At 62.1% G+C, this 12,982-nt stretch carries 12 protein-coding genes; 10 read left to right on the plus strand and 2 right to left on the minus strand.

The window, feature by feature from the left end; all coding sequences use genetic code 11:
- Window positions 1-47: 47 nt before the first annotated feature.
- Window positions 48-728, plus strand: coding sequence for an isonitrile hydratase (gene inhA, locus HX807_RS12500; RefSeq protein ID WP_102369581.1), 681 nt, complete (start codon window positions 48-50; stop codon window positions 726-728).
- Here inhA and HX807_RS12505 read toward each other — a convergent pair.
- Window positions 725-1,066 (minus strand): antibiotic biosynthesis monooxygenase, encoded by a 342-nt coding sequence (locus tag HX807_RS12505; protein WP_003208192.1) that lies wholly within the window; start codon window positions 1,064-1,066, stop codon window positions 725-727. The two genes, inhA and HX807_RS12505, sit on opposite strands and share 4 nt — an antisense overlap.
- A gap of 27 nt (window positions 1,067-1,093) precedes the next feature.
- Entirely contained in the window at window positions 1,094-1,723 is a 630-nt protein-coding gene (locus tag HX807_RS12510; RefSeq protein WP_177050138.1) for a LysE family translocator, read from the minus strand.
- A gap of 94 nt (window positions 1,724-1,817) precedes the next feature.
- Here HX807_RS12510 and HX807_RS12515 point away from each other — a divergent pair, with 94 nt between their 5' ends.
- The 9 genes from HX807_RS12515 (at window position 1,818) to HX807_RS12555 (ending at window position 12,980) form a co-directional block, all read left to right on the plus strand.
- Entirely contained in the window at window positions 1,818-3,143 is a 1,326-nt protein-coding gene (locus HX807_RS12515) for a PLP-dependent aminotransferase family protein (RefSeq protein ID WP_177050140.1), read from the plus strand.
- Between the two features lie 302 nt (window positions 3,144-3,445).
- Window positions 3,446-3,748, plus strand: a complete 303-nt coding sequence (locus tag HX807_RS12520) for a DUF6124 family protein (protein WP_003208197.1) — start codon at window positions 3,446-3,448, stop codon at window positions 3,746-3,748.
- A 129-nt stretch (window positions 3,749-3,877) separates the two neighbouring features.
- Window positions 3,878-4,393, plus strand: coding sequence for a sigma-70 family RNA polymerase sigma factor (locus HX807_RS12525; protein WP_102369583.1), 516 nt, complete (start codon window positions 3,878-3,880; stop codon window positions 4,391-4,393).
- Window positions 4,380-5,339: a FecR domain-containing protein gene (locus tag HX807_RS12530; RefSeq protein ID WP_177050143.1), complete on the plus strand. Its 960-nt coding sequence runs from the start codon at window positions 4,380-4,382 to the stop codon at window positions 5,337-5,339. Before HX807_RS12525 ends, HX807_RS12530 begins: the two co-directional genes overlap by 14 nt.
- A 105-nt stretch (window positions 5,340-5,444) precedes the next feature.
- Window positions 5,445-7,931 carry a TonB-dependent receptor gene (locus HX807_RS12535; RefSeq protein ID WP_177050145.1) on the plus strand — a complete coding sequence of 829 codons (2,487 nt, stop codon included), beginning with the start codon at window positions 5,445-5,447 and terminating at the stop codon, window positions 7,929-7,931.
- Between the two features lie 444 nt (window positions 7,932-8,375).
- A complete protein-coding gene (locus tag HX807_RS12540; RefSeq protein ID WP_003208206.1) occupies window positions 8,376-9,815 on the plus strand; it encodes an undecaprenyl-phosphate glucose phosphotransferase in 1,440 nt (479 codons plus the stop codon).
- Window positions 9,815-11,275, plus strand: a complete 1,461-nt coding sequence (locus HX807_RS12545) for a mannose-1-phosphate guanylyltransferase/mannose-6-phosphate isomerase (protein WP_003208208.1) — start codon at window positions 9,815-9,817, stop codon at window positions 11,273-11,275. The genes HX807_RS12540 and HX807_RS12545 overlap by 1 nt, the downstream gene beginning before the upstream one ends.
- The gene (locus HX807_RS12550) at window positions 11,275-12,186 is read left to right on the plus strand and encodes a glycosyltransferase family 2 protein (protein WP_003208209.1); all 912 of its coding nucleotides are present in this window, start codon (window positions 11,275-11,277) and stop codon (window positions 12,184-12,186) included. The genes HX807_RS12545 and HX807_RS12550 overlap by 1 nt, the downstream gene beginning before the upstream one ends.
- Before the next feature lie 29 nt (window positions 12,187-12,215).
- A complete protein-coding gene (locus HX807_RS12555; RefSeq protein ID WP_008434559.1) occupies window positions 12,216-12,980 on the plus strand; it encodes a polysaccharide biosynthesis/export family protein in 765 nt (254 codons plus the stop codon).
- Window positions 12,981-12,982: the final 2 nt, after the last annotated feature.

The raw sequence follows: 12,982 nt of genomic DNA on the forward strand, positions 1-12,982 counted from the left end.
AGGTGACTAGAGTGAAGCCGTCCATCCCTTTATCAGGAGCAGTCCCCATGACCTTGCAGATCGGCTTTTTGTTGTTCCCCGGCATCCAGCAACTGGACCTCACCGGGCCCTACGACGTGTTGGGATCGCTGCCGGATGTGAAACTGCACCTGGTGTGGAAGGACCTCGCGCCGGTCACCTCCAGCACCGGCTTGGTATTTACCCCCAGCACCACTTATGACGAGTGCCCGACGCTGGACGTGATTTGCGTGCCCGGCGGTTCTGGCGTCGGGGCATTGATGGAGGATGAGCAGACCCTGGCGTTTCTCAAGACACAGGCCCAGACCGCGCGCTATGTGACATCGGTGTGCACCGGCTCCCTGGTGCTGGGTGCCGCGGGCTTGCTGCGCGGGCGTCGCGCGACCACTCACTGGGCCTACCACGACCTGCTCGCACCGCTCGGTGCGATCCCGGTGCAGGAGCGCGTGGTGCGTGACGGCAACCTGTTGACCGGGGGCGGGATTACCGCCGGGATCGACTTTGCCCTGACCCTGGCCGCCGAGCTGTACAGCGAGGCGGCAGCGCAACTGGTGCAGTTGCAGATTGAGTACGCCCCGGCGCCGCCATTCAATGCAGGCCGGCCGGAAACCGCGCCGCCGCATGTGCTGGAGGAAGCCCGCAAGCGCACCGCCGAGTCGCGCAAGACCCGGGGTGAAATCGTGGCACGGGCGGCGGCCAGGTTGGGTTAAGCGTTCGCCCGCCCGTGGCGGTCGGCGGGCACCAGATGCCCGATGGTGCCGTCCCCATACGCCCGCTCCACTTTGGAAATCACCACGTGATAACCGCCGTACCAGCGGCGGTATAGGCGCTTGGCTTCCAGGTGGGTCGGGTGGCTGGCAAAGGCGCGGATTGACGCTTCATCACGCCAGTAATAACTGGCGTTGATCAACCCGCCATCCGCCGAACGCCACGACTCGGCCCCCACGTATCCCGGCAGCCTTGCTGCCAGTGCGTCGATCAGATTCGTGAGGCGCTGGAACTCGTCATCCCGTTCGCCGGGCTTGTAGATAAAGGCTGCGATGTACATGGGTAACGTCCTTTTATGAGTGATGTTTCACGTCGGGCGAGACATCAATGCCAAGCGCACGGCCAGCACCATCAGCACGGTTGCCAGGCCCCATTTCTGTAAGCCTGCGCTCCCCGGTTTGCCGGCAAAAAACCGGCTCACCGCCCCGCCAAAAATCCCCAGCACGGCATGAAACACACCGCTGATCAGCGTCAGGATGATCCCCAGTTGCACCAGTTGCAGCGCGATGGGGCCCGCCTCGGGGCTGACGAATTGCGGCAGGAACACCATGAAAAACAGCAGCGCCTTGGGGTTGAGCAAACTGTTGAGCATTGCCCGCACAAACACCCGGCCCAGCGGCACGCGGCTGACGTGGGCCGTGTCCAGGGCGGGCGATTTCTGCAGGGTCTTGAACACCAGCCACAGCAGGTACAACACCCCGGCGTAGCGAATCAGGTCGAAGGCCGGCGGCCAGCTGGCGACCAGAGCGGTCACGCCGGTTGCGGTCAGTGCCGTGAGCAGCAGGTCTGCCACGCTGATGCCCAACCCCGACGCCACTCCGCCGCGCCAGCCATAGGTCACACCATGACTGATCACGAAGGCCATGTTCGGGCCCGGGGATAACAACAGCAGCAGGACTGCGCCAGAGAACACAGCCAGGGTTGCGAGGTCGATCATGCTCAAGCCATCCGCCGGGAAAGCCTGTAGATTAATCAGCCCACCTGATACAAACAAAAAATTGATCTAGATACACTTTGCACAGGAACGCACCATGGCTCAGGTCCGCTATAAACTGATCGTCGATGAACTGGCCACGCGGATTCGCGCCGGACAGTTGCCGCCGGGCACCCAGTTGCCGACCCTGCGTAGCCTGATGAACAGCCATCGCATCGCCCTCGCCACTGCCTTGCGGGTGTACAGCGAACTGGAGGCCAGCGGCCTGGTGGTGGGTGAACCGGGACGCGGGACGTTTGTGCGCGACACCACGTTGCTGCGGGGCATGGGCTTGGTGCAACAACCGCTGCAACCGGACACCGTGGACCTGAGCCTCAACTACCCCTCGTTGCCGGGCCAGGCCGAGATGCTGCGCGACGGTTTGCGTGCCCTTGCCGCCTCGGGCGACCTCGATGCGCTGCTGCATTCCGCGCCGCAGGGTGGACGCGCCCATGAACGACAGACCGCCGCGCGGCACCTGCGCAATCGGCAGATTCGCGTGAGTGGCGAGCAAGTGCTGATCGTCAACGGTGCGCAACAAGGCCTCGCCGTCAGCCTGATGGCGCTGCTGCAACCGGGGGATGTATTGGCGGTGGATGCGCTGACGTATCCCGGGTTGAAAACCCTGGCCCAGTCCCAGCGCATCGACCTGGAGCCGCTGCCGCAACCGGCTGGGCATACGGATCTGGATGCGCTGGAGGCTTTGTGCAAACGGCGCCCGGTGCGGGCTTTTTATTGCATGCCCACGTTGCACAATCCGCTGGGCACGGTGATGGGTGAAGCCGACCGCGAGCGCCTTGCAGCGTTGGCTGAACGCTACGATTTTCTACTGATCGAAGACGGCGCCTACGCCTTTCTCGCCGAGCCCGCACCGAAGCCGTTGTTTACTTATGCGCCGCTGCGCACGGTGTATGTGTCTGGCCTTTCGAAGAGTGTGGCGTCGGGGTTGCGGGTGGGGTTTATCGTCGCGCCCAAGGCGTGGGTGCCGGCGCTGGAGCAAGCGATCCGTGTCTCGACCTGGAGCACGCCGACGCTCACGGTAAACCTGGCGTGCCGCTGGATAGAATCCGGTGCAGTGGATGCACTGGAAGAGCACAAGCGCCAGGATGCGCGCCAACGCCAGGCGCTGGCCCGGGAGGTCTTGCGAGGGTGTGAGGTGATTGCGCATCCGGCGTCGTATTACCTGTGGCTGGTGTTGCCGGAAGGTCTGCGGGCGGATGCAGTGGTGGCTGCGCTTGAGGGCCAGGGTGTGCGGGTCACCAGTGCCGAGCCGTTTGCCTGTACGGCCCATGTGCCGCATGCGTTGCGGGTGGCGCTGGGGTCGATTGATTTGGCGACGTTGAGAATAGCCTTGGGGAAAATTCGCGAGGCAATTCGGATATGAATAAAGGGCCAGCAGGGTAAATCCCTTTGATTTGCGGGACATTTCCGAGACAATCTTTCGGCCTTGTGCCTGCCGGAACCGGTGGCTAGTCTTCGCCCCGTCACTGCTCATCAGTGATCGGGTTTAGTCGCCCGGATCCGAAAAGGCGCATGTCCCATCATGAGGTTTTATGGTGGCTGTGCGCAGGGCACCTTCGGGTGCGCCGGTTTTTCCTTTTCGGCCGGTCGACTAACCTGCGTACAGCCGCCACCCTACGTTTAGTCGCGAAGGGGTCGGCTCCTTAACTGAAAAGGAGTTACACCATGAATAAACCCGTCCCCGACCCACCCATCGACCTGCTCAAAAACCGCGCTGCCTTCAATCGCGCCCTCGAACACTACCTGCCTTCCCAGGGCTTCCATACCGTCAACGAAGACCTGAGCTTCGAAGACTCCCTGCTCTACACTGCCAGCCTGCTCAGCAGCGCCTCGGCCACCGCCCTCGACTGCGGCGAACTGCTGCAAAGCCCCGAGCGGGCAAAGTTGCTGGCGGTGTGGCATTTGCTGGAAATTGCCAAGACCACCGTCGACCGCTCGATTGAGTGTTTGCACCTGCGCAAGGCTTAGCCGCAACCCCGTCAAGCCTGTGTGGGTTTGTGCATCCGGCCAAATCCACACGGCAACGATTGCCCAATCCTCTGGCCAACGCATAGAATGCGAACCGTTATCAATTAAGACGCCCGCGCCAGGATGCCCATGTCGAGCGACCACCCACTGGATCATGCCGCCATCGGCCAGCTCTACCATGCCCATCATTCCTGGCTGCGCGGCTGGTTGAGCCGGCGTACGGGCTGCCGTGAGCACGCCGCCGACCTGGCGCAGGAAACCTTCGTGCGCCTGCTCAATGCGCGCAAGCAGCAAGCCTTGCTGCAACCCCGGGCCTACCTGAGCAGCATCGCCCGCAGCCTGATGATCGACCAGTATCGCCGCCGCGAACTGGAGCGTGCCTATCTGGAGAGTCTCGCGCATTTCCCGCAAGTCGAGGTGCCGTCGGAAGAAACCCGCCTGCTGATCCTCGACAGCCTGGAGCGCATCGACCGCCTGCTGGACCAACTCAAGCCACGGGTGCGCGAAGCGTTTTTGCTGGCGCAACTGGACGGCTTGACCTGCCAACAGATCGCCCTGCGCCTGGGGGTGTCCAAGGCCACCGTGGAGCGCGACCTGGCCAAGGCACTGCATGCCTGTTATCGGTTGCGTTATGCCGAAGGCTAATCCGCCATTGGTGGACCAGGCGATCCAGTGGATGATCAAGCTGCGGTTCAATATTGCCGATGACGCCACCACCGCTGCCTTCGAACGCTGGCTTGAAACCAGTGGCGATCACCAGCAGGCCTGGCAACGGGTCTCGTCGATGAGTGACGAGTTTGCGCAGTTGCCGGCACAGGTCGGCCGCCATGCCTTGCAAGGTGCCCGCCAACGCATCAGCCGCCGTGAAGGGTTGAAGTTGCTCGGGCTGTTCGCCGGTGCCGCAGGGCTGACATGGTTCGGCCGCGACTACACGCCATTGCCCGGCCTGCTGGCCGACTACCGCACCGCCACCGGAGAGCGGCGTTGGGTCGCCCTCGACGATGGCAGCCGTATCCAGCTCAACAGTGCCAGCGCCATCGACACAGTCTTCAACACCGAAAGGCGTCTGGTGCAGTTGCGCCAGGGTGAAATCCTGATCGACATGGGCGCCGACGGTAGCGCGCCACGGCCCTTCTGGGTGCAAACCCGCGACGGTTATCTGCGCGCCTTGGGCACCCGGTTCATGGTGCGCGAGGAGCCCCACGGCACCTTGCTCGCCGTGCAAAAAGGCAGCGTCGCGGTATTCGCCGACAGCCATCAGGCCAGCGCACGTGGGGTGATACAGCCCGGCGAGCAAATGCTGTTTGATCGAAACGGCTTGCGTCCACCCGCCACCACGGGCCTGGATCCCTGGGCCTGGAGCGACGGTGTGATCAGCGCTCACAACATGCGTCTGGACGATTTCCTCGCGGAGCTGAGCCGTTACCGCGCTGGGCTGGTGCGCTGCAGCGAAGCGGTCGCCGGCCTGCGTGTGTCCGGGACTTACCAGTTGGACGATACCGATCAGGTCCTGACCCTGGTGGCACAGGCACTGTCGGTGAACATCACCTATCGCAGCCGTTATTGGGTGACCGTCGCAGCTCGTGCATGACCTTCCGAAAATAAATGAGGTGAATTCTCATCTTCGCTCGACCTGTAAGGAAAGGCCGATCAACAGGCCGATTCTGTCCACTTCCTTCAGGAGCATTCCGCGGTCATGCAAGCGTTCCCCTCCAAGCGTTCTCCCCTCAAGCATGCTGTGCACGCCGCCCTGCTCGGTGCCTGCCTGAACGGCAGCGCCCTGCCCCTGGCGGTCATGGCGCAAACGCCTGCCAGCGACACCCAGGCCCGTGACTGGAACATCGCACCCGGCCCATTGGCCACGGTGCTCGACCAGTTTGCGCGCCAGGCGAGTATCAGCCTGTCCTATGACGCCACCAGCGTCGCCGGCAAGACCAGCCCCGGCCTCAACGGCGCGCTGGACAGCCAACAGGCCTTGAGCCAATTGATCCAGGGCCAGGGCTTGCAAGCCCAACGCCAGAGCAACAACACCTGGCTGCTGTTGCCGCAAGTCGCGGACACCGGCGCGCTGAACCTGGGTGCCACCACCGTGACCGGCGAACACCTCGGCGTCACCACTGACGGCAGCGGTTCCTACACCACTGGCGCGGTGACCATCGGCAAGGGCGCCCACAGCCTGCGGGAAACACCGCAATCGGTCAGCGTCATGACCCGCAAGCTGATCGACGACCAGAACATCACCACCATCGATCAATTACTGGAACACACCCCGGGTATCACCACCTACGACTCACCTATGGGTGGCAAGTATTTCTATTCCCGTGGTTTCAAGATGCTCGGCCAATACCAGTTCGACGGTGTGCCGTTGGACATCGGCAAAGACTACGTACAGGCCGACAGCTTCACCGCCAACATGGCGATCTATGACCGGGTGGAAGTGCTCAAGGGCGCGGCCGGTATGCTCAAGGGCGCCGGCACCGCCAGTGGTGCGGTGAACTTCGTGCGCAAGCGGCCACAAGACAAACCCACCACCAGCCTGTCGCTGTCTGCCGGCACCTGGGACAACTACCGCGCCGACGTCGATACCGGCGGCCCGCTCAATGACAGCGGCACCGTACGCGGCCGCGCCGTGGTCAGCGAACAGAACCGTGGCTCGTACATGGACGTCTCCAAGCGCCAGGACCAAGCTGTCTACCTCGCACTGGATGTTGACCTCTCGCCCGACACCACCCTGGGCATCGGTGCCAGCTACGAAGATGTCGATGCAACGCCCTGCTGGGGCGGTGTGCCGCGCTACAGCGACGGTAAGAGCATCGGCCTGAGCCGTTCCACCTGCCTGGGCCAGGCCTGGAACGACTGGCAGAGCCAACGCACTACGCTGTTTGCCGACCTCACCCACCACTTCAACGACGACTGGCAACTCAAGGTCACGGCGGTGAACAGCCGCAACCTGCAAGACATCAAATACGCCGCCAGCCAAGGCACCGTGAAGTACGGTGATCCGGCGCCAACCGCCGAGATGTACGCCGCGCTGTTTGACTACGACCACCGGGATTTCGGACTGGATGCCTACCTGGACGGTAAGTTCGAAGCGTTCGGTTTGCAGCATGAACTCATCATCGGCGCCAATGGCAGCCGTGGCACCCAGGACGATGTCTACGCGATCCGCAGCCTGCCCGACCGGCAAAGTATCTTCCTGCCCAACCACCACTTCCCGCAGCCCGCCAACGATACCTTCTGGCCCAACATGTACCGGGGCGGCACCGTCAAGGAAACCGCCACCCAGTACGGTACCTACGCCACTTTGCGCCTGAGGCTGGCCGAGCCATTGATGGTGGTGCTCGGCAGTCGCGTCAGTTGGTTCGAAAACCGCCGCCAGTCGAATAACCTCGCCTGGGGCGAATGGGCCCTGCAGGATGCACGCACCAAGGAAACCGGTGAAGTCACGCCGTTCGCCGCGGTGATCTATGACCTCGACGACAACCTTTCGGTGTACGCCAGCTACGCCGATATTTTCCAGCCACAAAGCTCCAACGCCACGGTGACCGGGGCTGCCCTCAAGCCCAAAATCGGCGAAAACTACGAGCTGGGCATCAAGGGCGAATGGTTTGAGGGGCGCCTCAACAGCTCGCTGGCATTGTTCCGCGCTATCGAGAAAAACGCCGCCGAAACCGACTACACCACCCAATGCGGTACCTCGGCAGACGGCTATTGCTACACCGACACTGGCAAGGTTCGCGCACAAGGTGTCGAAGCCGAGTTGAGTGGCGAGTTGCTGGAACGCTTGCAAGTGGCGGGCGGCTACACCTACACCCAGACCAAGAATCTCAACAACATCAACAGCGCCGCCATTGGCGCGGTCGCAAACAGCTACGTGCCGCGACACATGCTGCGCTTGTGGGGCGATTATCAGTTGGACGGCACACTGTCGAAATGGAGCGTCAGCACCGGCGTCAACGCCCAGAGCAGCAACTACCGAATTCAAGGCATCAAACTGGAACAAGCCGGTTATGCGGTATGGAATGCGCGGTTGGCGTACCGGGTTGATGACACATGGACGGTGGCGCTGAACGGTAACAATCTCTTCGACAAAAATTACTATCAGACGGTGGGAACGGCCGACTGGGGTAATTTCTACGGCGAACCGCGCAACTTCACTGTCAGTTTGAAAGGCAATTTTTAAGGTTAGTACCGCCTCAATGTGGTGACGGACTCACGTCCTCACCACTCATCGCTTGTCCCCGAAAAACCCCGCATCCGACCTCCGTCAAAAAAAGGTTTTCCTCAGCCGCAGGAAATTTCCCAAATTTATTCCTACACTCCAAAACGCCAGCATTTTGTTCCGGGAAAACCCGGAAATCCGACCAAGACAGTCAACAAACTGTCACGCGAAAGAGCACCTGACGTGTCTAGACCGAAGGTCTTATAAAAAAGTCAAAACCTTGACGAGCGACGAAAAGGGAACCATCATTTAGCCATTACCCCGCAAATTCCCTGCAGATAGATAGGTAATTGCGTATTACCCAGCGATGTAACCGTTCGTCTGGCGCCACTTATAAAGCAAGCCCTGCCTTTATGGATGAGCAGCCGAACAAGGAAGCCCTGGTGTGCAATGAGGGATGTTTTTATGCGCGAGAAGTCGTCAGTCGACAGCCTGTTTTTGACCCGGGCCGGTTTCATTGAGTTCTTTGTTGTTTTCGTAAAATTGATGCACGGCCTCACCGCCGTTTTTCCAGCACTGATCCTGCTGTTTTATCCAGACCCGATGGCCCCCGAACTGCGCGCGCACTTTCTCGGCTTGCTGCTGTTTTTCGCGATCCTGACGATCATTCTGTTCCAGGCCATGGGGGTTTACTCCGAGGAGCTGTTCAGCAATCGCCTGCGGTTTCGCACCATGCTGGTGGCCTGGTCCGCGGCCTTTTGCATCCTGCTGTTCATGTACCAGATTCTGTTGATGTTCCCGCAGTTGAGCCCGCGCAACCTGGCGTTCTGGTTTATCACTAGCCTTGCGTTGTTCGGGCTGGAGCGGATCGTGATGCTGCGCCTGTTCCGCAACCTGATGGCCAGCGGCAAATACCTGCAACGCACGGTGATCCTCGGCTTCACCGACACCGCCGTGCACGTGGCCGACCACCTGCAACGCAACGGCGATATCCGTTCCGGACTGATCGGTTTTATCGACGACCGCACCGAGCGCATCCCCAAGGAACTGAGCAACCTGCCGCTGCTGGGCAACACGCGCGACCTGGAAAAGCTGATCCGCTCCGAGCAGGTCAACCAGGTGATGATCACCCTGCCCTGGGCCGCCGAACAGCGGATCAACGGGCTGGTGAAGCGCCTGCGGCAGATGTCGGTCAACGTCATGCTGGTGCCTGACATGGCCGCCCTGCGTTATGGCCACAGCCGCATCACCGATGTGGGCGGCATCCTGATGTTCAACACCTCCCATGTGCCGCTGCGGGGCTGGTCGCCGTTTATCAAGCGCTGTGAAGACCTGATCCTGGCAACCTTGGGCCTGGTGGCACTGTCGCCGATCATGCTGATCACGGCGATTGCCATCAAGCTCGACTCCAAGGGCCCGGTGCTGTTTCGCCAGAACCGGTTTGGCTACAACGACAACGTGATCCGGGTGTTCAAGTTCCGCTCGATGTACGCCGAGATGAGCGACTTCAACGCCGACCGCCAGACCACCCGCGGCGACCCGCGCATCACCCGCGTGGGCCGGATCATTCGCAAGACCAGCATCGATGAGCTGCCGCAGCTGTTCAACGTGCTGCTGGGCAACATGTCGATGGTCGGCCCGCGGCCCCATGCCACCGCGACCAAGGCCGCCGGCGTGCCCTACGAAGTTGCCGTGAGCGAGTACAGCTCGCGCCACCGGGTAAAACCGGGCATCACTGGCTGGGCGCAAATCAACGGCTATCGTGGTGAAACCGACACCCTGTTCAAGATCCAGAAACGCGTTGAGTACGACCTGGAGTACATCTCGAAGTGGTCGGTGTGGTTCGACTTGTACATCGTTTTCATGACGGTCCCGGCCGTCCTTTCGACCAAGGAAGTCTATTGATGAACACCCTCAACGGCTTGATTCCCTGCATCATTTCCGGTGGTTCGGGCACCCGGCTGTGGCCGGTGTCGCGGCAAAACATGCCCAAGCCTTTCATGCGCATGCGTGATGACCAGAGCCTGCTGCAGAAGACGTTCCTGCGGGCCAGTCACCTGCCGGGTGTGGAAAGCGTGCTGACGGTGACCAACCGCGACCTGCTGTTTCGCACCCTCGATGACTACCGCGTGGTCAACAAGGCCCATCTGGCCCTTGACCTGTTGCTGGAGCCGTTCGGGCGCAACACCGCCGCCGCCATCGCCGTGGCCGCCCTGCATGTACAGGAAAACTTCGGCAGCGAGGCGCAGTTGCTGATCCTGCCCGCCGACCATCTGATTCTTGATGAAAGCGCCTTCGCCGATGCCGTCACCCAGGCCCGCGAACTGGCGGAGGCCGGCTACCTGGTGACGTTCGGCATCCAGCCCGACCACCCGGAAACCGGCTTCGGCTATATCGAACAAGGCGAGGCGCTGGGCCAGGGGTTCCGGGTCAAGCGCTTCGTCGAGAAGCCCGACCTGGCCACCGCCCAGGGCTATCTGGACGGCGGCAAGCACCTGTGGAATGCCGGGATGTTCTGCTTCAAGGCCGGTACATTGCTGGAGGAACTGGCGCTGCACGCCCCCGCCGTGCTGGACGCCGCCAAGGCCGCCCTCGAGCACGGCCACAGCCTGAACAACAACAGTTGCCGTCAGCGCGAGCTGAACGCTGAAGGTTTCGGCGCGGCGCCCGACATCTCGATCGACGTGGCGCTCATGGAAAAATCCGCGCAAGTGGCGGTGGTGCCCTGCGACATCGGCTGGAGTGATATCGGTTCCTGGGACGCGGTGCGCCAACTCACCCCCAGCGACGCCAACGGCAACCAGGTCAATGGCCAGGCGATCCTGCATGACGTGCACAACTGCTACATCGACTCGCCCAAGCGCGTGCTGGGCGCAGTGGGCGTGCGCGACCTGATCGTCGTCGACACCCCGGATGCGATCCTGATTGCCGACGCCAAGCGCAGCCAGGACGTGCGCTACATCGTCGCCGAGCTCAAGCGCCAGGACCATCCGGCATTCAGCCTGCACCGCACTGTCACCCGGCCGTGGGGCACCTACACCGTGCTGGAAGAAAGCAGCCGCTTCAAGATCAAGCGCATCGTGGTCAAGCCCCAGGCCTCCTTGTCCCTGCAAATGCACCATCACCGCAGCGAGCACTGGGTGGTGGTCAGCGGCGCGGCGATGATTACCAACGGCGACCGTGAATTCCTGATCAACGCCAACGAGTCCACCTACATTCCGGCCGGGCACAAGCACCGCCTGACCAACCCCGGCATCATCGACCTGGTGATGATCGAGGTGCAGAGCGGCGAGTACCTGGGCGAAGACGACATTGTGCGTTTTGACGACATCTACGGCCGGGCTCCGGCCGAAGTGAAGAAGTGATGCGTACCGCCCTGATCATCCCGACCCGCAACGCTTCCAGCCACCTCGACCGGCTGCTGCCGGCGCTGCGCATGCAAACCCTGCAACCGGACGAAACCCTGGTGGTCGACAGCGCTTCCAGCGATGACACCGTGGCGCGTTTTCGCGAGTTCGGCGTACGGGTCGAAGTGATCGATGCCAAGGACTTCAACCATGGCGGCACCCGCCGCTGGGCCAGCGAGCAAGTCGACGGCGACGCGCTGATCGTCATGACCCAGGACGCGATCCCCGCCGAACCCGAGACGTTCGCCAACCTGGTGGGCGAACTGGAACTGGACCCGCTCAACGGCGTCGCTTACGGCCGCCAGTTGCCGCACCCGGATGCCGGCGTGCTGGGCGCCCAGTCACGCCACTTCAATTACCCGCCGCAAAGCCGCAGCAAAAGCCTGGCTGATGCGCCGGAGCTGGGGATCAAGACCTGCTTCAGCTCGGATTCGTTTTCGGTGTACCGGCGCAGCGCCCTGCAAGCCGTCGGTGGCTTCCCCGCGGATGTGATCGGCAGCGAGGACGCCTATGTCGCCGCCCGCATGCTGCTGGAAGGCTACAAGGTGCGCTACGCCGCCACCGCCCTGGTCTATCACTCCCACGATTACCGTCTCATGGATGAGTTTCACCGCTACTTCGACATTGGCGTTTTCTACGGCCGCGAGCCGTGGATCCGCCAGGCTTTTGGCGATGCCGGCGGTGAAGGTAAACGCTATGTACTGGCCGAGCTTCGAGCGTTACGCGAAGCCGGTGCATTGCACCGCGTACCCGAAGTACTGGTGCGCAGCGCGTTCAAATTGCTCGGCTACCGGCTGGGCCATCTGGAGCGCCAGCTCCCCCTCGCCCTCAAGCGGCGCATCAGCATGTTCCCCGGTTATTGGAGGTGAGCATCATGACCTACAGGAAGACCCCTTTGATGAAACGAACCTTGCTCGTCCTGGCCATGATGGCATTGGCCGCCTGCAATACGCCCGCGCGGATCGTCGCGCCCGATGGCAAGACGGTGGACGAGGGCAAGCAGGCCCTCGATCGCATGGCCCAACTGCCACCGGCGGTGGAGCGGATCCGCATCGGCGACCAGTTGCGGATTGTCCGCGATGCCGGGGAAATGCCAACCCTGTCGGCGTTCAACGTCAGCACGATTTACGAGCTGACGCTGTACACCGTGCAGAACGACGGCAAGATCAACTATCCCTTCCTGGGGCCGATCCAGGTGGCGCGGCGCACGCCGGCGGAAGTCGCCGCCGAGCTGAGCCAGAAACTCGCACCGGTGTATCGCGAGCCTCGGGTGACGGTGAACATCAACCAGGCGCCGGGCAACACGGTGATCGTCGGCGGCGCGGTATTAAACCCGTCGGCTGTCTCCATCGCCACGGCCCCGACCATGGAGCAGGCGATTCTCGGTGCCGGCGGCGTGAGCTCGGTGGGCAACGCGAGCATGGTCGCCCTGCTGCGTGAAGATGGCCAAGGCGTCTACCACGCCTACTTCCTCGATTTCAGCCAGTACCTGAAGAACGGCGCACTGGGCCGCAAGCCCGTGGCGCTGCAACGCGGTGACGTGGTGTTTGTACCCAAGTCCAACGTCGGCGAACGGATCCAAGGCGTGGACACTTACCTGAACCAGCTGATTCCCTTCACCAAATCCATTGGTGTGGGCTACAGCTACACCACGAACCACTAAAG

The sequence above is a fragment of the Pseudomonas sp. D8002 genome, from assembly GCF_013385695.1.
GTDB lineage: Bacteria > Pseudomonadota > Gammaproteobacteria > Pseudomonadales > Pseudomonadaceae > Aquipseudomonas.

Coding starts and splice junctions, on each gene's coding strand:
- inhA (WP_102369581.1), top strand. CDS start 48: ATGACCTTGCAGATCGGCTTTTTGTTGTTCCCCGGCATCCAGCAACTG.
- HX807_RS12505 (WP_003208192.1), bottom strand. CDS start 1,066: ATGTACATCGCAGCCTTTATCTACAAGCCCGGCGAACGGGATGACGAG.
- HX807_RS12510 (WP_177050138.1), bottom strand. CDS start 1,723: ATGATCGACCTCGCAACCCTGGCTGTGTTCTCTGGCGCAGTCCTGCTG.
- HX807_RS12515 (WP_177050140.1), top strand. CDS start 1,818: ATGGCTCAGGTCCGCTATAAACTGATCGTCGATGAACTGGCCACGCGG.
- HX807_RS12520 (WP_003208197.1), top strand. CDS start 3,446: ATGAATAAACCCGTCCCCGACCCACCCATCGACCTGCTCAAAAACCGC.
- HX807_RS12525 (WP_102369583.1), top strand. CDS start 3,878: ATGTCGAGCGACCACCCACTGGATCATGCCGCCATCGGCCAGCTCTAC.
- HX807_RS12530 (WP_177050143.1), top strand. CDS start 4,380: ATGCCGAAGGCTAATCCGCCATTGGTGGACCAGGCGATCCAGTGGATG.
- HX807_RS12535 (WP_177050145.1), top strand. CDS start 5,445: ATGCAAGCGTTCCCCTCCAAGCGTTCTCCCCTCAAGCATGCTGTGCAC.
- HX807_RS12540 (WP_003208206.1), top strand. CDS start 8,376: ATGCGCGAGAAGTCGTCAGTCGACAGCCTGTTTTTGACCCGGGCCGGT.
- HX807_RS12545 (WP_003208208.1), top strand. CDS start 9,815: ATGAACACCCTCAACGGCTTGATTCCCTGCATCATTTCCGGTGGTTCG.
- HX807_RS12550 (WP_003208209.1), top strand. CDS start 11,275: ATGCGTACCGCCCTGATCATCCCGACCCGCAACGCTTCCAGCCACCTC.
- HX807_RS12555 (WP_008434559.1), top strand. CDS start 12,216: ATGAAACGAACCTTGCTCGTCCTGGCCATGATGGCATTGGCCGCCTGC.